The sequence below is a fragment of the Actinoplanes sp. NPDC051470 genome, assembly GCF_040682035.1.
GTDB lineage: Bacteria > Actinomycetota > Actinomycetes > Mycobacteriales > Micromonosporaceae > Actinoplanes.
The window spans coordinates 22,866-48,067 of record NZ_JBFBAA010000032.1; the positions used below are offsets into that span (position 1 = coordinate 22,866).

General features: G+C 68.1%; 21 protein-coding genes. 9 read left to right on the forward strand and 12 right to left on the reverse strand.

Annotated features, from left to right (window positions below; all coding sequences use genetic code 11):
- Positions 1 to 6: 6 nt before the first annotated feature.
- The 10 genes from AB0M54_RS38380 to AB0M54_RS38425 all read right to left on the reverse strand — a co-directional run bounded on the left by AB0M54_RS38380 (position 7) and on the right by AB0M54_RS38425 (position 10,349).
- A complete protein-coding gene (locus tag AB0M54_RS38380) occupies positions 7 to 2,151 on the reverse strand; it encodes a family 78 glycoside hydrolase catalytic domain (RefSeq protein WP_364476845.1) in 2,145 nt (714 codons plus the stop codon).
- 109 nt (positions 2,152 to 2,260) lie between these two features.
- The gene (locus AB0M54_RS38385) at positions 2,261 to 3,919 is read right to left on the reverse strand and encodes a hypothetical protein (protein WP_364476847.1); all 1,659 of its coding nucleotides are present in this window, start codon (positions 3,917 to 3,919) and stop codon (positions 2,261 to 2,263) included.
- Between the two features lie 544 nt (positions 3,920 to 4,463).
- Positions 4,464 to 5,168, reverse strand: a complete 705-nt coding sequence (locus AB0M54_RS38390; RefSeq protein ID WP_364326380.1) for a hypothetical protein — start codon at positions 5,166 to 5,168, stop codon at positions 4,464 to 4,466.
- A 2-nt stretch (positions 5,169 to 5,170) separates the two neighbouring features.
- The gene (locus tag AB0M54_RS38395) at positions 5,171 to 5,485 is read right to left on the reverse strand and encodes a type VII secretion target (protein ID WP_364326383.1); all 315 of its coding nucleotides are present in this window, start codon (positions 5,483 to 5,485) and stop codon (positions 5,171 to 5,173) included.
- A 1-nt stretch (position 5,486) separates the two neighbouring features.
- Positions 5,487 to 5,927, reverse strand: coding sequence for a YbaB/EbfC family nucleoid-associated protein (locus AB0M54_RS38400; RefSeq protein WP_364476849.1), 441 nt, complete (start codon positions 5,925 to 5,927; stop codon positions 5,487 to 5,489).
- Positions 5,928 to 5,960: 33 nt separating this feature from the next.
- Positions 5,961 to 6,755, reverse strand: a complete 795-nt coding sequence (locus AB0M54_RS38405; RefSeq protein ID WP_364476851.1) for a metallophosphoesterase — start codon at positions 6,753 to 6,755, stop codon at positions 5,961 to 5,963.
- Between the two features lie 6 nt (positions 6,756 to 6,761).
- The gene (locus AB0M54_RS38410) at positions 6,762 to 7,088 is read right to left on the reverse strand and encodes a hypothetical protein (protein ID WP_364326391.1); all 327 of its coding nucleotides are present in this window, start codon (positions 7,086 to 7,088) and stop codon (positions 6,762 to 6,764) included.
- A gap of 14 nt (positions 7,089 to 7,102) precedes the next feature.
- On the reverse strand, positions 7,103 to 7,627 hold the full coding sequence (locus AB0M54_RS38415; protein ID WP_364326393.1) for a hypothetical protein: 525 nt from the start codon (positions 7,625 to 7,627) through the stop codon (positions 7,103 to 7,105).
- A gap of 499 nt (positions 7,628 to 8,126) precedes the next feature.
- Entirely contained in the window at positions 8,127 to 9,326 is a 1,200-nt protein-coding gene (locus AB0M54_RS38420) for an MFS transporter (RefSeq protein ID WP_364326396.1), read from the reverse strand.
- A gap of 102 nt (positions 9,327 to 9,428) precedes the next feature.
- On the reverse strand, positions 9,429 to 10,349 hold the full coding sequence (locus tag AB0M54_RS38425) for a LysR family transcriptional regulator (protein ID WP_364326399.1): 921 nt from the start codon (positions 10,347 to 10,349) through the stop codon (positions 9,429 to 9,431).
- A 135-nt stretch (positions 10,350 to 10,484) separates the two neighbouring features.
- Between AB0M54_RS38425 and AB0M54_RS38430 the strand changes: the two genes are divergently transcribed.
- From AB0M54_RS38430 to AB0M54_RS38460, 7 genes are all read left to right on the forward strand, one after another.
- Entirely contained in the window at positions 10,485 to 11,414 is a 930-nt protein-coding gene (locus AB0M54_RS38430; RefSeq protein WP_364476853.1) for an NAD-dependent epimerase/dehydratase family protein, read from the forward strand.
- 283 nt (positions 11,415 to 11,697) lie between these two features.
- A complete protein-coding gene (locus tag AB0M54_RS38435) occupies positions 11,698 to 12,867 on the forward strand; it encodes a PAS domain-containing sensor histidine kinase (protein WP_364476855.1) in 1,170 nt (389 codons plus the stop codon).
- Positions 12,864 to 14,057 carry a response regulator gene (locus tag AB0M54_RS38440; protein ID WP_364326408.1) on the forward strand — a complete coding sequence of 398 codons (1,194 nt, stop codon included), beginning with the start codon at positions 12,864 to 12,866 and terminating at the stop codon, positions 14,055 to 14,057. Before AB0M54_RS38435 ends, AB0M54_RS38440 begins: the two co-directional genes overlap by 4 nt.
- A gap of 42 nt (positions 14,058 to 14,099) precedes the next feature.
- Complete coding sequence (locus AB0M54_RS38445) at positions 14,100 to 14,483, forward strand: response regulator transcription factor (protein WP_285685715.1); 384 nt, start codon at positions 14,100 to 14,102, stop codon at positions 14,481 to 14,483.
- Between the two features lie 161 nt (positions 14,484 to 14,644).
- Entirely contained in the window at positions 14,645 to 16,318 is a 1,674-nt protein-coding gene (locus AB0M54_RS38450) for a S8 family peptidase (protein WP_364476857.1), read from the forward strand.
- The gene (locus AB0M54_RS38455; protein ID WP_364476859.1) at positions 16,315 to 18,576 is read left to right on the forward strand and encodes an ATP-binding protein; all 2,262 of its coding nucleotides are present in this window, start codon (positions 16,315 to 16,317) and stop codon (positions 18,574 to 18,576) included. Before AB0M54_RS38450 ends, AB0M54_RS38455 begins: the two co-directional genes overlap by 4 nt.
- Before the next feature lie 148 nt (positions 18,577 to 18,724).
- Positions 18,725 to 18,949 carry a hypothetical protein gene (locus AB0M54_RS38460; protein WP_364326417.1) on the forward strand — a complete coding sequence of 75 codons (225 nt, stop codon included), beginning with the start codon at positions 18,725 to 18,727 and terminating at the stop codon, positions 18,947 to 18,949.
- Between the two features lie 89 nt (positions 18,950 to 19,038).
- Here the strand turns inward: AB0M54_RS38460 and AB0M54_RS38465 are convergent, their stop codons facing one another.
- Complete coding sequence (locus tag AB0M54_RS38465) at positions 19,039 to 20,070, reverse strand: acyl-CoA desaturase (RefSeq protein ID WP_364476861.1); 1,032 nt, start codon at positions 20,068 to 20,070, stop codon at positions 19,039 to 19,041.
- A 390-nt stretch (positions 20,071 to 20,460) separates the two neighbouring features.
- On the opposite strand from AB0M54_RS38465, the gene AB0M54_RS38470 reads away from it, so the two are divergent.
- Together AB0M54_RS38470 and AB0M54_RS38475 are read left to right on the forward strand one after the other, a co-directional pair.
- Positions 20,461 to 20,763, forward strand: a complete 303-nt coding sequence (locus AB0M54_RS38470; protein WP_364326422.1) for a hypothetical protein — start codon at positions 20,461 to 20,463, stop codon at positions 20,761 to 20,763.
- Between the two features lie 95 nt (positions 20,764 to 20,858).
- Entirely contained in the window at positions 20,859 to 21,872 is a 1,014-nt protein-coding gene (locus AB0M54_RS38475) for a diacylglycerol kinase family protein (RefSeq protein ID WP_364476863.1), read from the forward strand.
- Between the two features lie 445 nt (positions 21,873 to 22,317).
- Here AB0M54_RS38475 and AB0M54_RS38480 read toward each other — a convergent pair whose 3' ends face one another.
- A complete protein-coding gene (locus tag AB0M54_RS38480) occupies positions 22,318 to 24,939 on the reverse strand; it encodes a tetratricopeptide repeat protein (protein ID WP_364476865.1) in 2,622 nt (873 codons plus the stop codon).
- Between the last annotated feature and the right edge of the window lie 263 nt (positions 24,940 to 25,202).

The following is a 25,202-nucleotide window of genomic DNA, read 5'->3' on the forward strand; positions in this document are numbered from 1 at the left end:
TTGGAGTCACGGGGTCTCGTGGACGTCGCGCATCCACTTCGCGAACAGCTCATGCACGTCGAGGTTCATCATGAACATCTCGGCGCCGACCGCCGCGTCGCCGGTCCAGCCGTTCTTCTCGAACATCGGGGTGTCGGTCGGGATGCCGTGGATGTTGTTCTTCAGCGTGTCCACGACCGCGCGGTGGGTCTGGTTCATGGTCGCGTCCGAGCTGGCGAACGAGCCGGTCTCGGCCGCGTCGGTGTGCACCGCCTGGGCGGTGAACGCGTGCAGCGGCGGCGGGCCGCCGCCGGGCCAGCCGGTCACCTCGATGTACTGGAAACCCTTGTAGGAGAAGCGGGACTGCCACGACTCCGGGACGCCGGCACCGGCCAGGACGAACCGGTCGGTCTGGAAGCCGGACCCGAAGTTGCCGTTGTTGGAGAAGTTCACCCGGCCGTTGGCGAGCAGCTTCTCGCCGTACTGCGCGCGGATGGTCACGCCGGCCGGGCCCTGGGCGGTGAACCTCACCCAGCCGGCGAGCACCCGCGGGAACTTCACCACCCAGACACCGGACGCCGGCTGCGTGACCTCGACGGCGGGCAGCGACTCGGTCACCCGGATCGGCTGCTGACGCTGATGGACGAGCACGCCCTTCGGCCCGCCGACCTCGCTCGCCGCCGCCCAGGACCGGTCGTCGAAGCCGGCCGTGTCGTAGCCGTTCTGGGCCTCGCGGGCGTCGTACGTCTCGCCGGCATAGAGATCGTCGAAGACCGTGGGCCCGTCGGCGATGGACCACGAGTCGTCCGTGACGATGTTCTCGGTGCGGCCGTCGGCGTACTCCAGGTGAAGGACGGCGCGGACCACCGGCTCGTCGTGCCACGGCGGCAACTGCCATCGCCACACGTTGCCGCCGGTCATGCCGTAGAACCCGCGGCCGAGCTCCATGCCGATCGCGTTGGCGCCCCGCACGACCTGTTTGGTGACGTCGACGGCGGCGTACTGGACGGTGTCGTCGTAGTCGGTGAAGCCCGGCGAGAGCACCCCGTCGTCGATCGCGGCGCCGTTGAGGGCCACCTCGGCGTAGCCGCCGGCGGCGTAGTAGAGGGTCGCGTCGGCGAGTTTGCCGTCGACCGCGAACTCTTTGCGCAGCAACGGCGCCGGGCGCACCTCCGCCTGCGGCGCGCGCACATTGCCGCCCCACGGGCCCTGGCCGTACGGCGCCTGGACTACCGCGGCGCCCCAGGCGCTGTCGTCGAACGACGGCGCCTCGAACCCGGCCGGAGCGGTCCTGCTCGCCACCCAGTCCGTGCCGGTGGTGAACACCGACGTGCTGCCGTCGGTGTAGGTGATCCGGACCTTGGCCACCAGGCCGGCCGGCGATCCGGCGCCGTTGTCGGTGCGGATCGCGAACACGTTGCGGGACGCGTCGAGGCCGACCCGGAACAGCCGCGACTGCTGCCACTCGTTCACGGCGCCCTGGGTCTCGCCGACCAGCGAGCCGTTGACCCACAGCCGATACAGGTCGTCTGCGGTGATCAGAATTTCGGCCGTCCGGGCGGCCCGGCCCGCCGGTGAGACGCGTACGGTGCGGAACGCGCGCGGTTCCGCGGGCGCGACCGGCGTCGTCGCCTCCGGTGTCCAGATCCAGGAAGCCCCGCCGAGGTCCAGTTGGTCGGTGTCGCCGGCGCGGGCGTTGCCGATCCAGGAGCTGCCGGCCCAGTCCCCCAGGTCGTACAGTCCGGTGCGGAACCGGCTGACGGCGCTCGCGGCGCCCTTGGTGGTGGTGACGTCCACGCGCCAGACGTAGTCGGTGGCGGCGGCGAGGGCGGGCCCGGCGTACGCCACGTCGAAGGACCGGGCTGAGACCGTCCGGCCGCTGTCCCACACCAGCCGGCCGGCGTCGAGGCGGGACCTGCTGGTCGCCACACGCACCCGCCACGACACCTGCTCGACACCGCGGCGATCGGACTTCACGATCCACGAGAACCGCGGCTGCGCGACGTCGATACCCACCGGCTGCGTCTTGCGCTCCACCTGCAACAACGCAAGGTGGACCGCCGGCCCTCCGGCGGCCGCCGCCACAGCGGCGACCGGAACGCCGGCGACGGAGATCAGCAGGCTGACAGCGACGACGAGGAGCGATCGGATGGCCCGAGCGGGTGCACGCATGGGGGGATCCTTCCACGCTTGGAACGTTTCAGGAATTCAACCACGATCGATGTATGCACGCCATGCCTTGTGGAAGATCAGCCGCTTCGAAGTTGGGCAGGTTGAGGTGTCAGCGTACGGGGAAGCGCTTCGTGAGGATCTCGACCTGGGTGGAGGGTCCGAGACCGAAGGCCTCGGGAACGGTCTCGGTCGATTTCGCAAATCCTTGCCGTAGCAGCATGGCTTCGATCTCGGAATTGACGATGGCCGCCCCGAACATTTCGTACTCGGGAACCTGGAGGGCTCGAGCAGCAGCGCGGGCGGGTCCGCGGAAAGAGGCGAAGCCGCGAACGGCGGCCGCCGGGTCGTTCTTGATGTTGATGCTGAAGATGCCGACTCGAAGCCGTCCTTGGACGATCTGGGCGATACAGATCACGCCATTCGCTGTCTCGTACATGACGGAGGCGCCAGCCAGCAGCGCATCTTGTCTCGCGGCGTCCATGCCCATGGCGGCGAGGGAAGGCCGGGCGGCCTCGGCGGTGGCCGTGTAGACGCCTGAGCCGGTGGTCTGGTGCGTGGTTTCCGCAGCCGGTGAGGGTTTGAAGCGTTCGGCTGGGGCCTGCACGAAGCGGGGTGTTCCGTCCCCGGCCACAGCTAGGGCAGGTGTCAGCCCACCGGCGGGTGGGTCTTTGGGGCCCTTCAGGAAATCGACGGCGCTCTTGGCGCCGGCCTGGATCTTCGGGGTCGCCGCCTTCGTGGGTTTGTGCAGGAGCACTGCGATGAGGATGTCCACGCTGATGGAGATCGCGGCTCGGGCGAAGAACTGGCCGGCCCGGTCGAGGTCGGTCTCGTCGCGGGCACCGAGAGCGGTACTGAGAAATCCGTTGATGTCGTTGGCGACCTGAAGGACTGCTGGTCCGATCAGCAGCGCAGACAGCGCGACGAGGGCGACGCCGGCGGCGCCGGCCGTGGATCCTTCCAACACCGCGAATATGATCATGGTAGCCGCCATGAACGCGAGTGACGACGGCGTGAGGAGTTCGGCGAGTTTGCCTTGGAGTTCTTCTCCGCCAAACTTCTCCGCACGCCGGATCGCCTCGGCCAGCTTGTCCATCGCGGACATCCCGGCGACGTCTAGTCCCGCCGTGGCGGTGGCCTTGGGCCATGGCGCTTCCGCCATCGGAAACCGCTGCCGCCACGTCGAGTCGAGGGACTGTTTGATGCGCTCGCCGTCGTAGCGGTCGGCCGCGCGGTTATTGGTGATCAGGAAGCGCAACTGTGCCTGTTCCAACTGCCTCAGAACCAGACTGAGTTGCTGGTCCGGTGCGAAGTCGAGGATGCGGAAGGCGGCATCCGCGGCCGGCAGGTCGAGGAACGGGCCGTAACGAGTCATTCCGAGTTGCGCCTGAACCGCAGTCTCCCATCCGCCCGGCGGGACCGGTACGTGGCGACGCAGCGCCTCGAGCTGATCGGAGATCTTCCGGACGCCGGACCTGCCCATGGCGTCGAGCATGGGGGTGAGCAACTCCGCGCTGGTGCCGGTGGACCGCAGTCCGATGGCTCGGATCGCGGTCTCCAGCCGAGCCGTTGACGCCGGCCCAAGCCCTGCCGCCGCTCCGAGGTTGGCCAGCAGATAGCTGAGGTCAGCGAAGCCCAGGGCGCCGAGCCGTTCAAGCATGTCCGCCATCGATCGCCCGTTGAGGTACTCGAGCGCAGGCCGGAACTCGCCGTGGCTGATCTGGCTCTTCAGCGTCGTCGTCGGGTCTTCTGGTTTGTCCTGCCGCTGCACAATCGCCGTGTCGCTGATACCCGGTGGATCCGACGACCCCTGTGATGATGGTGGTTTGACAAGTCTGGAGACAGCGAGGTTTCCGGCCGTCCGCTGAAGATTCAAAAGCAACCCCGGAGTGTGCGGCGCTCCAGCGGATTGGACTTCAAGTCGATTCTCGATGCTCTGCGAAGGTGCGCGTTCAGGAGGCCGGCGCTTGGGCGGTGGCGCCGAGCGGGCCGCGTCCATCCGTCACCTCCGATCGGAGAATGCGAACTGCCATCCCGATCAACGCCGGTCGTCGATGCTTCGAGCTTTGCCCCATCTCGTGGCCTCGATTCACCCTCGCGCTCACGTTGCCGCGCTGTTCACCCAGAGTCGAAGGCTCGGATGCCCTCCGCAGGAGCCTCTGAGTCAGGCTTTCGGGCAGAGTTGTCTGCTCCTTCGCGCGCAACACGTCCGAGGCCCGCCGCTACGCGCCACCCGGGTCTTTTGCACCGCGACGGAATCCATGCTGATGCCCTGACGGTGACCAGGGCGTCAACGCTGCTGGCTGTTCCTGGATTCAGGCTTCCATCAGAGTGGTCAGGTTTTCAAGGCTGGTGATGAGGGCGCCGGTGTAGCCGAAGATACGGCCGCACCACTTGGCCACCGCCGCGATGATCTGCGCCGCGACCACCGGGATGGTGACGATCAGGAGGGCCTCGGCCGCCCACACGATCACCCGGGCCACCAGGTCGCAGATCAGATCGCGGACGATGTCTCTGGTGAATTGGACCAGGTTGCCCGCAGCCTGGGTGGCGGCCGACATGGTGTCGGCCAGCACCGCCAGACCGCCCAGGCCATCCACATTGTTGGTCATCATCGAGCGGTACGCGCCGGCCGCGGTGCCGCCCCAGTCGGGCAGGTCGGCGGCGAGACCCGCCCGCAGGTCTTCGGCCATGTTCTGGAGTGCGCCGGCCATGTTGGCCCACGTCTGTGCATGAGCCGTGACCTTGTCGGGGATGCCGGCGAGCTTGTCGAGAATCTCACGCAGCGGCTCGAAGTGTTCCATCGCCCAGCCCAGCCCGTTGGCCAGCAGCGCGCTGAAGGGGTCGATGACGGTCGCCGCGGCGTCACCAACGAAGGCGCCGCCGGCAAGCAGGCCGTCGACCCAGCTTCCACCCTGCACCGCCTGCTGAAGGCCCTGGAAGCCATCGACGAGCGAGATGCCGGTGTACGCGGTCCGGGTGGTCGTCGACGAGGCAACCAAGGAGGAGTTCGACACCATGGTCAGCTCAGGCCACCCGCGACCCTGATGGTGTTCTTCGCATTGTGATCGGCGGCGTCATAGTCCTGGGCGGTCGCGTCGAGGGCATCGGCCAGGAGTCGCAGGTTCTCCCCCACGTACGAGTAAAGATCGTCCTGACCCGCATGCCGGCGCTCGAGAATCGCCGAGATCCAGCCGCACAGCAGGCCGTAGGCGCTGTCGTCCTGCGAGATGGCGCTGCTCGCGCTCTTGATCGCCGCGAGCTGGTCGCTCACCGATCGCACGTTGTTGGCGTGCCGGAGCAGTTGGGACGAGTCCACCTGCAAGTCATCCGACATGTCAGCGCCCCCTCTGGTTCGGCTCGTCCTCGTCGGTCGGCGGGACGGCACCGGGCCGCTCCAGGGCTTGGCGCATCCTGTCCGCGGTGGTGCGCGCCGAGAGCGAGTCGGGTCCCATCGTTTCCACCGCGATGTCGTGTGCCCGGTCGGCGGCTCTGGCCCGGGCCCCGCTCAGCGCGCTCATCACGCCCTGGGCCACCACTTCCGGCGCCAGCCGGTTGATGCGGCTGGTCAGCTTCAGGTCGACCATCACCCCGGCGGAGTTGATGGTGACCTCGGCCAGGCCGTTGGCGTCCTTCGCGGTGACGCGCAGCCGTTCCATCTGCTCGGCCATGGCTGCGGCCCGCGCGGCTGCCCGGTCGACGTTCTCCTTCCACGACCGCAGATACTCGCGGGACGCGTCCGGATCCAGGAACGCCTGGGTGTCGGAAACCTCGGACATGTGTCGAATCCTACAACGAGCAGCACAAATGGCTCACGTCATGAATACGACCGCCCGGGCGTCGAGGTTGACGATGTGACCATCGCCGAGGGCGGCCACCGGATCGGTCCAGTGCACATGTCCGCAGAGCGTCAGCGCCGGCGCTCGCCGTTCCAGTGCACTGCGCACCGCCGCCCGGCCGAGCTGGCCGGCCCGGTCCCCCGTTGGTCCTTCGTGCAGGAGCAGCACGTCCGGAAGCGGTGTGGTGAGCTTCCTGACAAGATCAAGAAAGTCTTTTTCCGTACGCCGCAGAGCACGCTCGGGGTCACCGATGATCCCCGACACCCCGGCGACCGTGACACCGCCGACGTCACGACGTTCTCCGTCCAGCAACGCCACGTCCGGGCCGAGATCCGCCACCTCGGCGGCGGTCACCTCGTCGTGGTTGCCGGCCACACCCAGCACCACGGGGCAGCCGGCGGCGGCGAAGGCCAGCCAGACATCGAGGACCGCGCCGGAGACGCCGCGCCGGTCGGCGCCGGGCGCCGAGTACAGATCGCCGGTGAGCAGGACGCCCACCCGGTCGGCCGGTGGCAGCAGCTCGCTTTCTGCCCACACGGCCAGGTAATCGGCGAGCGAGATGCCGAGCAACACCGGGTCGCCGCCCAGTGGCGACGGCGCCACTCCCTGCAGATCCCCGGCGGCGACCAGCGCATCACAGCCATCCGGAAGCTTGTCGACCCTCAGCCGCTCGACGCCGAGCTGCACATGCTGCGGGACGCCGCCGGGACCTGCCGCCCGGTAGGAAACCGTTGCCAGCCGTTGCGGCCGGGTGTCGATCAGCCGCATCAGCTACTACTCCACGACGCTGCGATAGAGGAACCGCCATTGCGGGAGAGAACTCAACTTGGTCCTCACCTCGTCGGGGCGGTCGAACTTGTCGACGAACAACAGGTAGCGGTACTCCGGAAAGTCCGGTTCCTGATGGTATTCGTAGTCGCCGTCGCGCAGGTCGTTGGACTGGAGCCGGAGCTTGCCGGTGCCGGTGTGCGGGCGTGCGGCGAAGTAGCTGCCACGATAGTCGCTGTCGTGCAGGACCCACTCGATCCCGAGGGCCTCAGCAAGCTGGCCTGGCTGGTCACCGAGGCTGGGCTCGCCGTATCCGTACACGTCGTAGATCATTGTGTGTTTTCCATTCAGAACCAGACCTTGATGGTCGGCTTGCGGTCGGCGGCCTCTTCGATCGTACGGAAAATCATGATGTGAACCACTCGTTGCGTCTCGGCCGACGCGCTTTCGACCATGTCGTCAAGCCCGAGCCGTTCGAGATCGCGCTCGCTGAGCGGCCCCGTTGACACTTGGTCGCCGCGGAACTCCACGCCATTGTCACGAGCGGCCTGGTTGACCGACTCACCGCTGATCGCGATGTCGTAGTCGCTGACCCTGCCGTCGTCGAACGGCGACCCGTCTTCAGCACTGCGTCCGGTGACCGAACTGCCCTGAAATCCCATGTCAAGGTCGGGGTAGACCTCACGAATCCGATCCCGGAACCGGGTCGCGAACTCGCGGAACTGCCCGAAGTCCCGGAAACCGTAGGGGACACCCTTGGGCTGGCCGGGCGCGGACGAGTGCGACCCCGAGGCAGGCGACGATCCGCCGCCGGCGGCCGTGGGGCGCCCACGCTGGAACGTCTCTCGGGCACGGCCCTCACCCTGCTGCACACTGCCCGGCCGACCACCCCGGCCTCGGCCCCCACGACCGTGGGCGGGCGGGTCGGAGCCGTCACCGCTCCCCCGACCGCGGGATCTTGGAGTCAACGTCCACCTCCGTCGATATCGGGACCGACCCTATCGCCGCCGTCGACACTCCACATCGGCTGTGGAACCGGGTGAATCCGTCCGCCGCCGACCTGGTCACGCAGGACGGATTCCGACGCATGTCAGATCGCTGAACAGGACACGTCGGCCGAGCGGGGTCTGCAGTCGCATGCCAGTTCCTTCCAGGCGAGCACCGTGGGTGCATCTACCCTGTTGGGCCTCGGACACGCAAAATCCGCACGGGTGCGTAGAAACCTGTCCGTTCAGAAACCGAAGCTCCGCGTCCCAACCAGCAAGATCCACAACCGTCACTGCCTCAACCATGTTGGGTCGACGACCAAGCGCGCCATCAGTCACGAAGATCTTGAAATGCGGTACAGGTCACCCAGGTAGGTGGGCGCTATTACTCGTGCGTCTTCGGCCAGTGCGGGAAGGCGTGTCGCCGACCGGCAATGGTCGTGAGCACGGTGGGAATCGTGATGGCAAGGGCAACCCAGGGAATGGAGGTGACGCCGATCCCGTCCAGTAGTAGGCCACCGAACACGCCGCCGGCCGCGATGCTGAGGTTGAAGACCGTGACGATGATGGCCTGGATTGCGTCCGTCCCGGCGGCGCGCACCCCGGCCGTGACGAAGAGTGTCGCGGAGCCGCCGAACCCGAAGCCCCACACAGCCACGCCGAGGTAGAGGATCACGGGGCTTACGTTGGCGAAGCCGAGGACGATTGCTCCGAAGCCGAGTGCGACGGTGCTCATGATGATCAGGTGGCGGTGGTGCGGGTCAACCAGTGTTCCGGTGGCCCAGATGCTGAGCAGCGCCGCGAGGCCGAAGACCAGCAGGACCCATTCGATCTGGTTGCCCACGTCGGAGGCGACCGCCAGCGGTCCGATGTACGTGTACACGATGTTGTGGGCCACGATGAATCCCGCGACGACCCCGAGGATCGAGGGGACGCCGGGACGGCGCAGGATGGCGGTGAGCGGCACGTGTCCGCCCTCGGGCGTACCGGAAAGGTTGGGCAGCGATACGAAAGCCCAGACGATCACGATGCCACTGGCGATCGCCACGACCCCGAAGGTCGCCTGCCACCCGGTCGCGTCACCCAAGAAGGTGCCGGCCGGAAGGCCGAGTGAGAGAGCAACCGGCGTGCCGGCCATGGCGACGGCGATCGCCCGCCCCTGCAGTTTCGCCGGGGCGATCCGGGCGGCGTAACCGCCGAGGTTCGACCAGATCAGTCCGGCACCGACACCGCCGACGAAACGGGCGATGAGCAGCACGGCGAAGCTACTGACGAGTGCGGCCACGGCGTTGGCCACAGCGAAAATGACCAGGGCGGATACGAGGACGGTACGCCGTGGCCAATTCTTGAGGAGTGCGTTGAGCGGAATCGCTGTCAGCGCTGTCGCCAACGCGTACACCGTCACGGTCTGCCCCACGACCGATTCCGAGAGTCCCAGGCTCTTCGACATTTCCGGCAGCAGACCCGCGGGAATCGTCTCGTTGATGATCCCCAGAAAGCCCGCCGTGAACAGGGCCAGCAGACCGGACATGGGGAGCTTGGCCGTTACCCCGGCCTGAGGTTCAGCGGTCGTCGCTGTGGACATGGTTGGACCCTCCGGAACTGAACGCCTCATTCAGTTCTCGTCCAACTGAGCTGTCCGGGTGACGATTCCGGAGGTGACCGTCGTTTCGTCTGGGTCCGCCCCTCATGGATTCGATGGGTCGCCGGCGAGCTGGGCGCGCACGTCAGCGGGCACGGGAACCCCGTGTCGGTTGAGGCTGGTGATGAACCGGGCGACGAGCGGGTCCGGCTCGGCTGACGTCACCGCGCTCAGCTGCCGGACCCACCGCGGCGAGAACGAACGGACGGCACCGGCGAAGCCGGCGCTGATCGCGCTGATCGGGCAGACCGCGATCCCGAGACCGGCGGCGGCCAGTTGGGGCGCCGAGGATGTCACCGCGGTCCTCATGACTGCTTCCGGCCGGATCCCGGCCGCGCTGAACGATCGGTCCAGCCAAGTGCTGAGGCCGTTCTCCGGGGCGTAATGGACCAGACGTTCGCCGTCGAGTTCCTGTATCCGTACGGATGACCGACGAGTCAGGGCGTGATCGGCCGGTGTGACCACCACGACTTCCTCATCGGCGACGACCGTGTTGGTGAAGCGCTCGGGAACGACGGCCTCGGGCATCAGCACGACGTCGGCCTCGTCGGAATCGATGAGCGCGTGCAACTGGAGTGCCGACGTGGATTCGCGCAGGTCGATCGCCACCTCCGGATAACGGCGGTGCCACTCGTGGATGACGGGGGCGAGCACGGACACCAGGCTCTGCGCACAGCCCAGCCGGAGCCTTCCCCCGCTCGCCGAACCGACGGCACGCGCCGACCTGATGGCGGCTGCGGCCGCGTCCACGGCTCGCCGGGCATCGGCGACGGCGGCCCGTCCCGCGGGAGTCAGTTTGACTCCCCGGGCTTCGCGACGGAGCAGGGCCGTTCCCGCTTCGCGTTCCAACGCCGCGAGTTGGTGGGAGACGGCCGGCTGCGACGAATGCAGCAGCGCCGCCGCCTGCGTGATCGACCCAGAAGCCGCGACGGCGACGAGGCACTCCAGCGCCCTCAACGATGCCATTCGGAAAGCTTATACGAGTCCCTTGATCTATGAGTGTCTTGGAGGGAAGGCTGACGGCCCGGAGGTGCTTCACCCTTGACGAGGACCTGGGCTCTCGCCTTGGGAGCCGGGGCGAACATCTACCGGAGGTAGTAAATGACTCAGGCATTTGTCACGGGCGGGTCAGGTTTCATCGGCCAGGCTCTGGTGCGACGACTGCTCGATGAGGGGCATACCGTCCGGGCGCTGGTCCGCAGCGAGGAGTCGGCGGCCACGGTGGCCGCTCTGGGCGCCGAACCGGTACACGGCGAATTGAGCGACGCGAGCACCTGGCGGGAAGCGGTGTCCGGCAGCGAGGTCTTGTTCCACCTGGCCGCCGAGACTGACATCGACGCCCCCCGCGAGCAGCACGAACGCACAACTGTCGGCGGCACCCGAGCCGCTCTTGAGGCGGCACGCTTCGCCGCGGTCAGCCGATTCGTCCTCTGCGGCAGCGAAGCCGCGCTTCTGGCCGGGGAGCCACTCATCGAGGTCGATGAAACCGCACCACTGCGACCGGACTCGTCGGCCGCTTACTGCGCGGTGAAGGCCGTCTCCGAGAAGTTGGCGCTCGACGCGAACTCACCGGAACTGGCGACGGTATCCATCCGTCCGAGGTTTGTCTGGGGCCCGAACGCTTTCCTCGTCGAGGGCTTGGCGGCGGCGGCCCGGGCCGGCCGGTTCGCCTGGATCGACGGCGCTCACATCTCGAACGTCACGCACGTCGCCAACGCGGTGGAGGGTCTGATGCTCGGCTGGCGGCGAGGCCGGCCAGGGCAGGCCTATTTCGTCACCGACGAGCGCCGCGTCGTCCTGCGTGACTTCCTCCAAACCCTGTTCGACATGTACGGCGTCGACACGCCGATCCCGGAAATGGATGCCGAGACGGCGGCCCGTGAGGTTCCCGTGCCGGCCCGGTGGTTCCTCGGCCAGCCCTGCCTGCTGCGAACCGACAAGGCTCGGGCCGAACTCGGCTACCTGCCGGTCATCTCACTGGACGAGGGCCTGGACACCGTGCGGGCCGCCCTCGCCGTCAGCAGCACGTGAGGTGGCACTGCTCGCCTTCACGGAGGCCAGGAGACCAGATGAGGATCGCGCCGATCGGGCGGGACAGGCCGGCATCCGTACGAGATGAAGTCACCTCGCAGCGGCAGTGGGCGCAAGTTCCGGTCCAGGGCTCAGACATGGCCGGGACCGGTCGAAGGTTCATAGGAAAGCTCACAGCCCTGGTCGCTGAGGAGTGCGAGTGTTTGGACGTCGAACGCCTCGGCCGACATCGGCTAGTGATGGAGCATCGCCCGGGGACGCTCTCCCTTCTCCCAGCGGCGCCATGGCGGCGCTTGCAGCCGCGGTACCCCACGGCACCTGGGTCACATCTGTCACTGGTGACATCGTCTATACCAATGCGCCCGCCCTGCAATACACCGGCCGGCAGGGCTCTCCCTGGGAATCAATGGTCCATCCGGACGACATCGAGACAGTGCGGTGCGACTCTGCGGCCGCTTGTCTCGAGCCGGCGGCGTATCTTGCCGAGTGCCGGATCGAGCGTACGGACAGGTCCTATCGTCGGCACAGCGTGAGCTTCACACCGGTGTGCGCGGACGACGGCCGGCTCGAGCACTGGATCGTTATCGCCACAGACATCGAGAAGGATGCAGAGGCGCGACGGGCCGAGGTCGAGGCCAGTCACGCTCTGAAATTGGAATCGTTGGGTCGCCTTTCCGCCGGCCTGGCCCACGAGATCAACACACCCATCCAGTTCGTCGGGGACAACACCCGGTTCCTGGCCGAGGCTTACCGGGACATGCTGGACCTGCTGCTGGTGTATCGCGCGTGCATGGCGCCCACCACGGGTGAGGTGAACTGGGACGAGCGGATCCGGCGGGCGCAGGAGGCTGAGCTCAAGGCGGACATCGAATACCTCGCCATCGAGATTCCGAATGCGGTCAGCCAGAGCCTGGAGGGCACCGAGCGGGTGGCGTCGCTGGTGCGGTCGATGAAGTCGTTCAGCTACAAGGACTCCACCGAGCCGGCTTACGCGGACCTGAACGAGGCGATTCGGACCACCGTCACCGTCGCGCGCAACGAGGTCAAGTATGTCGCCGATGTGGCGTTACACCTGGGTGAGCTGCCCGACGTACGGTGTCATCTCGGCGATCTGAACCAGGTCTTCCTCAACCTTCTGGTGAACGCCGCCGACGCCTTGACGGACAAGGATGAACGGGGCGAGATCCGGATCAGTTCGGAGACGGACGGCCCCGCCGCGGTCATCAGATTCTCCGACAACGGGCCGGGCATTCCGGAGGACATCCAGCAGTCGATCTTCGAGCCCTTCTTCACCACCAAGGAGATCGGCAAGGGCACCGGGCAGGGGCTCGCGCTTGCCCGCGCGGTGATGGAGAAACACGGCGGATCGATCGGGGTGCGATCGGTGATCGGCGAGGGTACCGAGTTCATCCTGCGGCTTCCGATCGACGGCAAGCAGAACGTTTCGGTATGAGCAAGCCCTCAGTCCTGTTCGTCGATGACGAGCCATCCATCCTGGACGGACTTCGTCGCTCGCTGCGTGGTAAACGTGGCGCGTGGGAGATGTCGTTCGCCCCCGGTGGCGCGGAGGCCCTCGAACTGCTCGCGACGTCGCCGTGCGACGTGGTCGTGTCCGACATGCGGATGCCGGGCATGGACGGCGCCGAGTTGCTCAGCCACGTCAGCGAACGTCACCCGCAGGTCGGCCGGGTCGTGTTGTCCGGGCACATCGAACCGGACGCGACGATTCGCGTGTCGGTCGCCGGCCATCGCTTCCTCACCAAGCCGTCCGCGACCGAGGACGTGGTCGCCGTTATCGAGCAACTGCTGGTCCGGACGTCCCATGGCCATGAGAGAGCGGCCCGGCGCATCGCGGGCGGTGTCCGTGCCATTCCCGCCCTGCCGGCGCACGCTGAACGAGTCGTCGCCCTTCTCGGACCGGACGTCGACCTGCAGCTCGCCGCGCGGACGGCGATGCACGATGTCGGACTGACCGCCAAGCTGCTTCAGCTCTCGAATTCTCGGTTCTTCGGTTCCCGGCCACGCAACTCCTCGGTCGAGTCGATCGCCCACTCGATGGGCCTCCCGATGGTGCAAGCGGTGGTCGGCGCCGTGTGCGCGTTACAGCCCACCACAGCCTGGGACCCCACGATCGAGCGGCACCTCGAGACCGCTTGGCGGCATGCGGTGGCGACGGCGTGCCTGGTCGAGGTCGTCGCCTCACCGGCCAACCGGCCGCATGCGCAGGCCGCGGCTCTTCTGCAGGACGTGGGGCGGCTGATCTGCCTGGCCGCGGTGGCCGACGCCCGGGGCGCGGGGGTGGACCTCGCCGCTCAGACGCGCGACGGCGTTCCGTTCCGCGACGTCGGCGTGGAACTGCTGCATCTGTGGGGTCTGCACCCGCCGATCATCGCCGCGGTGGCGCATCGCGACACACCGCAATCGCCGGACGCTTCCGGGCTGGGGGTGGCCGCATCGGTACGGACCGCTCATCTGCTGCTCCAGGAGACCGAGTCGGCGTGCCCGGGCGCCGGCGCCCACGGTGAGGAACTGGCTCACCTGCTGTCCCATCCGCAACTGCGGGCCCAGGGCATCGACTGGCGCGCGGCCGCCGACGACGCTTCACGCCACGCCGGCCAGCGGGACGACGACCGCGGGCGATGATCATCGGCGCCGCTGCGGCGGCTCGATCTGGGAGGAGGAGTCATGGCACGCATCCTGGTGGTCGACGACGACCCGGCGATCCGGCAACTTCTGATCGACGTGCTGGAGATGGATGGGTACGAGGTCAGCGTCGCCGTGGACGGGTTGGCTGCTGTTCGTGCGGTGGAGGCGTCCAGCCCGGACTTCGTGGTGCTGGATGTGATGATGCCGGGACTCGACGGTTTCGGGGTGCTGAGCGCGATCCGTGCCCAACCTGGCGAACCGGTGCCCGTGCTCATGCTGACCGCCGCGGCCGAAGCGGATGCCGACGCGCGTGCTTGGGCGAGCGGTGTGGACTACTACCTCGCCAAGCCGTTCACCCCGGACGCTGTGCTGGACCTGATCGACGGCGTGCTGAACGACCAGGCGGGCGCCAACGACCGATGACGACGGCCGACCGGGAACCGGGAGGCGATCCTGCTCAAGACGGCCGCGGAGCAACCGATATAGGTCTCCCGAGACAGCAGCCGTTCGCGCTACTTCTCCACGCCCCCCTCGACTACTGAACGTGACTGGGAGATTGCAGCATGAGACTGAGCTGCCTATCAATGACCGCTGGAAACCGCCGGCGCATGGCCACGATCATCACTGCCGCGCTGGCCGTCACCGGCCTCCCGGTCGCCGCCGGCGCGCATCCGGTCGCCGCCGCGTGGCGGGATGTGGTGGTCACCGGCTCGGACGCCGACGGGGCCGCACGTGCGGTCGAGGCGGCCGGCGGCCGAGTGGTGGCCAAGCTGCCGGTCGTCCGCGGCGTTGCCGCTCAACTGGCGCAGGACAGCACCCTCGACCCGGCGTGGTCGATCGCCCCCGAGCGTGAGATCGCCGTGGCCGAAGCGGCGACACCAGACGGTACCGCCGGCGGGGTGGCCGTACGCCAGATGCTCGGTCTGCCCGCGGACGGCGACGAAGGACGTGGGGTGACGGTGGCCGTGGTGGACACCGGCATCGCCGCCGTGCCCGACCTCGCCGGGCAGGTGGCCGACCGGGTCGACCTGACCGATACCGGCACCGGTGACGGCTACGGCCACGGAACGTTCATGGCCGGCCTGATCGCCGCCTCGGGCAGGGCCTCGGGAGGCGCCTACCGCGGAGTCGCGCCCGGCGCGAAGCTGATCGACGTCAAGGTCGCGGACGCCGACGGGCGCACCGACCTCACCACCGTGCTGCGCGGCCTGCAGTGGGTCAGCGACCATCGCGAGGACGTGCAGGTCGTCAACCTGTCGCTGTCCTCGAACAGCCCACTGCCGTACCAGATCGACCCGTTGACGCAGGCGCTCGAATCGCTGTGGCACCAGGGCGTCATGGTGGTCGTGCCGTCGGGGAACGACGGCCCGGGCACCGGCTCGGTGACGTCCCCTGGCAACGACCCGCTGCTGCTGACCACGGGCGGCCTCGATGCCGAGGGAACGGCCGACCATGGCGACGACGTGGTCGGTACCTGGTCGGGGCGCGGCCCCACCTGGCAGGGCGACGCCAAGCCCGACCTGGTCGCCGTCGGCGGTCATGTGGTGAGCCTGCGCTCGCCGGGCAGCGTGGTCGACAAGGGCAACCCTCAGGCCCGGGTCGGCAACGGCTACTTCCGCGGTTCCGGGACGTCGATGGCCGCGGCGGTGACCTCCGGCGTTGCCGCGGGCGCGCTCGCCCTGCAGCCCCGGCTGCGGCCGGACGCGATGAAGAACCTGCTCACCACCACGACGTACGCAAGTGCCGGATTGAGCCGGGCGGCCGGCGGCGGCGCGGGCGGCCTGGACGCTTCTCGAGTGCTCAAGTCCGCGTCCGGCTGGCGCGTCAGCAAGGCGCAGAAACAGTACGACGACGACACCGCCACGATCGGGCGCGACGCGAGCCGCTGGGCGGCATTCTCGAAGGCCGTCGTGGACGGCGACCAGGACGCTGCCGAACGGGCGTGGACAAAGCTGACCCCGGCGTCGCGGGACTGGGCTGCCCGGGCCTGGGCACAACTCGACCCGGCCGCACGCGCCTGGGCGGCACGGGCCTGGGCAGCGCGGGCCTGGGCCGGCGCCGCCGGTGAGTGGGCGGCCCGGGCCTGGGCGGCCCGGGCGTGGGCCGCTCGAGCCTGGGCGTCGGACGACTGGGCGGCCCGCGCCTGGGCCGGCTCCGATTGGACCGCCCGAGCCTGGGCCGCCGACGACTGGACGGCACGGGCCTGGGCGGCCGACCGATGGGCCGCCCGCGCCTGGGCCTGGATGCCCCTGTCGTGAGCACGGCTCCGTCACGCGCCGGCCGCCCGGGTCTGTCCCGGGCGGCCGGCGCCGTGCGTTCACAGCTGGGCGATCCGATCCTGCGCCGGGTGGTGGCGGTCGTCCTGCTGGGCTCCGGGCTGGCCACCGTGGTGATCCTGGGATTTCCGGGGCACGGCAGCGTCTTGCGCGGAATCGGTGTGCCGACGGCGTTGCTGCTGCCCGGCCTGACGGTGCTGACCTGCCTCGCCGAGATAGCCGTGGTGCGACTACGGCACGGGGAAGCCGTCGAGGAGCTCAGCCTCTACGAGGTCGCCCTGATCATCGACGTCCTGCTCCTGTCGCCCCGGGACGCCCTGATCGCCACCGTCGGCGGGCTGGTGTTCGCCAGCGGATTGCAGCGGCGGCCCGTCGTGAAGGCGCTCTTCAACGTCGGCACCTACACGGCCGCCACCTCGGTACTGATCATCATCGTGCATCTGGTGGCCGGCACGCCCGGCGTGATGACCCTGCACGTGCTCGCCGGCGTGGTGCTAGCAACGATCGCCTTCACGATGGTGAACCTCTGCTGCCTGGCTCAGATCCTGGGCGTCATCAACTCCCAGCCGCCCTGGCTGATCGTCCGCTCGGAGGCCCGGCTGTCCGGATACATGGCCGTCGGGACGGTCGCGACCGGGCTGACCACCACGGAAATCGCGCTGCACGCACCACTGCTGCTGCCGTTCATGGCGATGCCCGCACTCGCGGTCACCTACGCCTACCGGGCGGCAGCACGGGAAGCCGAGGAACGTTCTCGCTCCGGCTGCCTGCTCCAGCTTTCACACGCCCTCGCCGAGCGCGAGGACGTGGTGCGTCACTTCGTCGTCCTGGTCCGGGAGGCCTTCGGCGCCGACCTGGCCGTCGTGATGCTGGACAACGACGACGTGGCGCTCTCGGTGGAGGCCGCCGCACCTGGTTCCCCGCGACACGGCCCGATTCCACGCCACCTCGCTGAACTACGCCGGATCGACGGGCCGGTGGACCTGTCCGAGGACCTGCCGGCAGGCCTGCGCCGGATGGTGGTCGTCCCGATCCAGGGCGGCGGCCGCCGATTCGGTACGGCGGCGTTCGCCGTCCATCGCCGCGATCGCGGATGGATGACGACCGGCGACATCAGCTTGCTGGCCTCACTGGCCAGCGCTCTCGCCGTGGCCATGCGCGGCGCCGAGCACCTGGACCGGCTCGTGGACGAGACCAGCAAGCTGCAGGCCGTCGTCGAGCAGTCCGCCGAAGGCATCATGGTGATCGACGGCGACGGGTTGGTCCAGATGTGGAGCCGGGCGCTGGCCGAGATCACCGGTATTGACGCGGCCGACGCCGCCGGCCGGCCGGTCATAGATGTCCTCGACGTGCCCGTCGAGGACGAACAGATGCTGCTCATGCCGGTGTCGGTGGCGCAACCGAAGGCGGTCTCCGAACTCACCGTCCGTCGCCCCGACGGGGAGCAACGCCGCCTGCGTCTAGCCCATTCGGCGATCTTCACCCTCACCGCTCTCGTCCGCGACGTGGTGGTGATCAGCGACCTGACCCGCGAATACCGCACCGACCGGCTCAAATCCGACTTCATCGCCATGGTGTCGCACGAGCTGCGGACGCCGCTGACGCCGATCATCGGCTATGTCGATCTGCTGCGTAAACGGGGGGAGCGGATGACTCCCCAGAAGCGACTGGATGCGTTGAACCTGATCGGGGACCGCGCCGGGCATCTCTCCCGGCTGGTGGAGGATCTCCTGCTCGCCTCGCGGATCGGTGACAACCCGGACGACATCTCCCTGCGCGTGTCCTCAGCGACTCACGACCTGTGCGCGCTGATCACTCAAGCCGCCCGGGATCTGGGTTCGGCCCGCGTCCGGGTGGACCTGCCGTCGGTACCCGTTTTTGCCCATTGTGATGCGGAGCGCACGTTGCAGGTGCTCGCCAACCTGATCGGCAACGGTCTCAAGTACTCCGCGGAGGAGACCGAGGTGCGGGTCGGCCTGCGGTTCGACGTGACCCGCCTGCACGTCGACGTCCGGGACCAGGGCTACGGTATTCCGACCGACCAGCTCGACAAGGTCTTCGAGAAGTTCCACCGCGTAGAAGATCCGATGACGATGAGCACCAGCGGCACCGGCCTGGGACTGTTCATCGCCCGCAGGCTGGCCCGCGCGATGGACGGAGACATCAGCGTCACCTCGACCCTGAACACCGGATCGACGTTTACCCTGTCCCTCACGTACGGAGAACACCGACTGGAGTAATCGCCTGGCTGGTTCTGAGCGTCAGTAGCGGGGTCCTGCAGTCACATCGATCTGGAGATCAATCCCGCGGTCGCTGTGATGGATCAGGCCGCCGTCACGGACGTCGCGTGACCAGATGCCGTACTCGAGCGCGGCCAGGATCAGATCGGTGTCACATCGATTCGAGGTCTTCCACCCGACGATGCGGCGGGCGTTTCCTACTCAGGTAGCGCCGATCACCACCGTGACCGCGGCGCTGACACTGAACCTTTTTCAACCTGGCGACCGGCCGGAGGCTTCAGCGCCGTTGACCGGCGCCGCTCCGTACGGCCCTGGCCACGTTGAAAAAGGTTCACTGACGATGGCACTGCTGAAGACCGAGCCGACAGGCTGACGCGAACACTGACGGAGGCGTCCTGCGGGCCGGCATCCCTCCGACGACGGCCCGCAGGACTACCCGACTACCGAGAAAGTTGGCCGCTGTCACCGGTTCCATCGCGCCGTACGCAGCGGGGCACCGACCTCGTGCAGGTGACGCAGCGCCTGCCGGTACGACTCGACCAGGCTCGTCTCCACGTAGGGCACACCGGCACGCAGGCAGTACGCCTCGACGAGGGGCTGGGCCTTCTTCAGGTTCGGGGTGGGCATCGCCGGGAACAGGTGATGTTCGATCTGGTAGTTCAGGCCGCCCAGGGCCGCGTCGATCAGCCGGCCCCCGGCGACGTTGCGTGAGGTCACCACCTGCTTGCGTAAGTAGTCCTCGTCGCCGGTCGGGTGCGGCATGCCCTTGTGGTTCGGCGCGAACGTCATTCCCAGGTAGACGCCGAACACCGCGTGGTGCACGAGGAAGAACACGAGCGCCTGCAGCGGGGACAGCACGACGAGCAACGCGGTCACATAGGCGACCAGATGCAACGCCATCAAGCCGGCTTCCGAGCCGCGGCGCTTCATGCCCGGCCGCCGCAGCGCCTTGAAGCTGGAGATACGCAGATCGATGCTGAGCAGCGTCAGCAGGGGGAAGAACAACCCGGCCTGATGACGGGTGATGAAGCCCTTCAAACCACGCCGGCCCCACGCGGACTCGGTGGCCCAGATCAGCACCTCAGGTCGTACGTCAGGATCGAGATCGTCGTGGTTGGGGTTGTTGTGGTGGCGGGTGTGCTTGTCCATCCACCAGCCGTAGCTCATCCCGACCGCCACGTTCGCGGCGATCCGACCGGCCAGCTCGCTGGGCCTCTTCGTACGGAACACCTGTCGGTGGGCCACGTCGTGCGCCAATAGCGCCGCCTGTGAGAAGGCGATCCCGAGGAACACCGCGACGGCCACGGTCCACCAGGAAGAGCCGATCAGGAAGAAAGCCACCCACCCGCCGGCGAACATCGCGGCCACGACACTCGACCGCGCGGCGTAGTAGGCGGGACGTCGTTCGAGCAGTCCGGCGTTGACGATCTGACGATTCAGCACGGCGAAATCGCTGCCGGCCGTCCGCGGCCGCTGCGTAACAGATGCGCTCATCGCGCGACTCCTAGAAATCTGACGGCCAGACACGACGTCTCTGTCGGGCGGGCCGGCGTGAGCTGATGGCAGGGCCGCGGAGTCTGGGCGGCCGCCGCGTCACCGCCCCAGGGCGACGACTGCAGTTCTCAACGACTACCCGCTCGGCAAGGCCGTAAACGGTAGGCAACCGGTATGGGCGTTCATCGGTTGCGCGTGAGCCGGCGGGACCGGTGACGAACCTGCGGGAGCATTCCTGTTTGTGCCCGGACGGCCCGGGTATCCGCTGAATCGACGGTGACAAACAGTTGTCATCGGGAAGCCGCTTCTTCGGCTCATTCGCCTTTAACCAGCCGCAGCAATGCGAGGCACGACATGCTGGCCGGGCATTGATCGCACCTGGAGAATTTCTTGACCCGCTCCAACCTGGAAACTTCTCGGCACGACGTGACTCCCACCGACCGGGTTCCGCGTAGCCGCTCGGCCGAGACGAAGGCCGCCTTCAAGACCACGGAGTTCATCGCGTATGTCGTCATCACCGTGGGGATCCTGATCGCGTCCGTGGCGGTCGACGGCAACGGCAACGGTGACAACGGCGCCGCTGGCGACTACTTCCGCGCCGACCGGGCCTGGCTCTACATCACCCTGCTGACCATCGGCTACATGGTCAGCCGAGGGCTGGCCAAGGCCGGCAGCCGCGACTCCGACGTCTGATCAGTTCCCACGACCGCCGCCGCCCCGGACATCGACGTCCGGGGCGGCGGCGGTTTCATGTGCTGCTTCGCCGCCAGAAAGTTCGAGGACTCCCCGTGGACGCTCCCACCAAGCCCGTCGCATCACCGACCGCCGCTCTGCGATCAGCCGTCGTCGTCAATCCGGTGAAGGTGCCCGACCTGCCCCAGCTCCGCCGCACCATCACGGCCACTCTGACCGCCGCTGGGTGGCCGAAGCCCATGTGGCTGGAGACCACAGTCGACGACCCGGGATCCGGCCAGGCCTCTCAGGCGGTGCGTGACGGCGCCGAACTCGTCTTCGCCTGCGGCGGTGACGGCACCGTCATGGCATGTGTGACCGCCCTGGCCGGAACCGACGTCGCTCTCGCCGTGCTGCCCGCGGGCACCGGCAATCTGCTGGCCGCCAACCTCGGACTCACCGGCGACCTCGCCACCGGGCTCGAGGTCGTACTGCAGGGCGGACGCCGGCGTATAGACGTCGGCGCCGTCGGCGAGCAGAGTTTCGCCGTGATGGCCGGCATGGGCTTCGACGCCCACATGCTCGACGCGACCAACGACACCGCGAAGAAGCACATCGGCTGGCTCGCCTACGCCGCCGGAGCAGCACGGCACCTGCGAGACCGGCCCATGAGGGTCCGCGTCACCCTCGACGACCGGCCGTCGTTCGCCTGCCGCCCCCGCACTGTGATCGTCGGCAACGTCGGACGGCTCAGCGGCGGAATGCGGCTGCTCGCCGACGCCCGGCCCGACGACGGGCTGCTCGATGTCGCCGTCCTGAGTCCGCGTACTCTGCGGCACTGGCTGGCACTGGGCTGGGGAGTCATCCGACGCAAGGAAACGGTCTCGAACATGAAGACCTTCACAGCCACCCGGGTGGAGATCAACAGCAAGCGGATCCAGCCACGCCAGCTCGACGGCGACCTCATCGAGGCCGGCAAACAACTGCTGATCACCGTACGGCCGAAAGCGCTTCTGCTCTGCGTGCCCCAGCCCGCCACCGACCCCGATCTCGCCCACGACGCCGCCGCGACCGACCGTCAGGCAGATGAGATCCGTGCAGCCGTCGACGCAAGTGCTTCGGCGAGCTGACGCGTGGGGACCGCTGCTCCCTCAGCAGTGAGGCCATCTCGGAGAGCTTGAAGATTCGCCGTGGCCACCACGGATGGGGTGCCGCCGATCGGGTCGGCACCCGCGGTGAGCAGCGCCTTCACTGTCGCGGCGTTCGGACCGATATTTGCGGAGCGCTCGGCGGCCACCCTCGCTTGAGGTCGACAAACGTTTCGCCACAGAAACAGCGATCGCCGCCGGCCCGGAATCAATGTGGGCCGGCGGCGGTCGCTGAATTCGTCAGGCGTCGTACGAGGTGCGGCTTCCGGACTTGGCCAGTCGTGGTGCCGGGGAAATGGACCAAGCAGAGCAGGACCCTGATCATTCCGTACGACGACGACGTGCGCATCCAACTCCGGCCGGACGCGAGCACGGTCAGGTGACCAGGGCCGGGACCTTCCCTGAAGGCAACCAGCGGGTGTTCCCATCACCGCTGTTCTGAGCCGTTGTCGTCGAGGGCGGCGAGGTAGGCGTGGATCTGGTCGACCTCCGGCACGCCGAGGTCGATGTAGAGGGTCAGGGCGTGCCGGTAGTGCTGGCTGGCTTGGCCGGGGTGGTTGAGGGTGTGGTGGGCGTGGCCGAGGCCGATGAGGGCGCGGGCCTGCTGGCGGCGGTCGCCGGTGTCGGCGGCGATGGTGTGGGCGGCGGTGTGGTGGGTGAGGGCGTCGGAGGGGTGGCTGGCGGTGTGTGCGGCTTCGCCGAGGCCGTTGAGCGCGCAGGCTTCGCCGTACGGGTTGCCGGTCTCGCGGTGGATGACGGCGGCCTGCAGGAGGTGTTCGGTGGCCTGGGCAGGCTGGCCGAGGCGGGTGTATAGCTTGCCAAGGCTGTCGAGCGTCCAGGCTTCGCCGATGCGATTGCCGGCCTGCCGGCACAGACGCAGGGCCTGCTGAAGATGGTCGACGGCCGGCCCCGGCCGACCTATTCGTATCTCAAGCTCGCTAAGGCCGTTCAGCGCGTAGGCTTGCGCGACCCGTTCACCGTCCGGTCCGAACAGGATGAGGCCCTGCTCGTAGTGGTCGGCGGCTGGCCGGTAATGGCCCAGGTACGTCTCGACGGTGCCGAGGTTGATCAGCGTATTTGCTTCGCCGAGTCGGTCGCCGGCCTGCTGGTACAGCGTCAGGGCTTTCTTGATTCGGCGGGCGGCTGGCCGGTAGTGGCCCAGGTACGTCTCGGCGATGCCGAGGGTACGCAATGCGCGAGCCTGACCAACCGGGGAGGCGGCCTGCTCGAACAGATTCAAGGCATTTTGGAGGCACTCGACAGCCGCCTCGAACCGGCCAAGCCGCAGGTGGGTGTCGCCGAAGTTGGTCAGGGCGTGGGCTTGTCCGATCGGGTCGCGGCCGTGGCAGGCGGCTTGGTAGGCGTGGCCGTGCACGGCCACGGCGTCGACGAGGTGTCCACCGCCGAGGTAGCAGAACAGGGTCATGGACAGTCGGACGGTGTGGGTGGGCCAGCCGTACGTACTGGTGTGTGCGGCAACCGCGACCAGAGTGGGCCGTTCGGTATCCAGCCAGGCAAGGGCAACGCCGCGGTCGGTCAGATCCGGCACGGGCATGCCCGGTCGGGGAATGCGGGGCGGAGGGGTATGGGGTCGGTGGTGGACTTCGGCGGGGTGCAGGGTGTTCATGGCGGCGGCGGCCGTGGCCAGGTAGTAGTCGAACAGGCGGGTCAGGGCGGTGCGGCGCTCGGGCGGGCGGTCTTCGTCGTGGGCGCGGGTGTTGGCGTAGCCGCGGACCAGGTCGTGGAAGGTGTACCGGCCGGGGGTGCTCTGTTGCAGTAGGTGGTCGCCGCACAGGTGGTGCAGGCGGGTCTGGGCGGTGTGAAGGTCGGTGTCGGCCAGCGCGGCGGCGGCGTAGGCGTCGAAGTCCTGGCCCGGGTGCAGCGCCAGTAGTCGCAGTAGTCGTTGCCGGTCGGCTGGTAGGTGTTGGTAGGACAGGTCGAGGGCGAGTTCGACGCCGGTGTCCAGGCGCCGCTGCTGGTGGCGTTCGTCGAGCCGGTCGGCGTGATCGGTCAGCGTCCAGCCCGGTTGGGCCCGCATGTGCCCGGCAACCAGCCCGAGCGCCAGCGGTAGATAGCCGCAACGTGCGGCTATCCGGGCCGCCGCGTCGGGATCGTCACCGATCGGAACGTGGGGTGCGGCTCGGGTCAGGAATTGCCGGGCCTCGTCCGCCGTGAACACGTCCACCGTGAGCTGTGTCGCCGCGTCCAGGTCGGCGAGGCTTCGCCTACTGGTGACCAGGGTGAGGCAACCCGGGGTCTCCGGTAGCAGCGGCCAGACCTGATCGGCGTCGGCGGCATTGTCCAGGACGACCAAGGCACGGACGCCGGCAAGCTGGCCACGATAGACCGTGGTGCGGGCGTCCAGGTCGTGCGGGATCTGCTGGCCGGGCACACCGAGCAGGCGCAGGAAGCCGTCGAGGACGGCGGCCGGATCGGCGGGTGGCTGGGCCGGGTCGGGGTGGAACCCGCGCAGGTTGACGAACAGCACCCGGTCGAACGGCCTCTCGCCGGTGAGGAGGTGCCCGGCGTGGATGGCGAGTTGGGTCTTGCCGATTCCGGCCATCCCCGCGATCGCGGAGATCACCACCGCACCACCATTTTGCTGGCTGTGGTGCAGGGCCTGGCGGAGCTGGTTGAGTTCGGTGCTGCGGCCGGTGAAGCCGACCAGGTCCGGCGGCAGCCGGTCCTGGGTCCGCACCTGCGCCGCTGCCCGGGTCTCCCCACCGATTACTCGTAGCGCTTGGCGCCACTGGGTCACGTATCCCACGTCAGGGTGCAGGGCCTGCACGATCGCGATGACGAGGTCGGTGTTCAGCCGTCGCCGGCCGGGTTTGAAACAATCCCCGACTGTGGGCCTCTTGGCCGACTCCCCGGCCGGGCGACCGGCGGCGGTCCACGCGTCGTTGATCTCGCTGGTGATCCACTCGTAGGACGGGTCCCCGGCCCACACCTTCAACGACCGCAGTTCGTCGATCAGCTCATCGAGAGTGCGGGCCCGGCCCGGGTCCGGAATCGCGGCGAACGCATCATCCGGCCGCACAGCATCCATAGATCATCCCTAGGCATAGGTGACCGTCGAGAACGCTCGTTCAGCGTATCGACGCGGCAGGTGAGGTCGGGCTCGTGTCCACGATCTGCCACTCGGACATGATCGGGACAAGTGGATGTTCCCTGCTGGATTTGTCTGGGATTTCCCCACGCGGCAAGCCGCCACGGAAACCTCGTCGGTAAGCCAACCCCAGCCGGCCGGGACTTCCCGCCGACGACATCGTGATCGAGGAGACTCGCAGTGCGCCATCAACTCAGGCACCG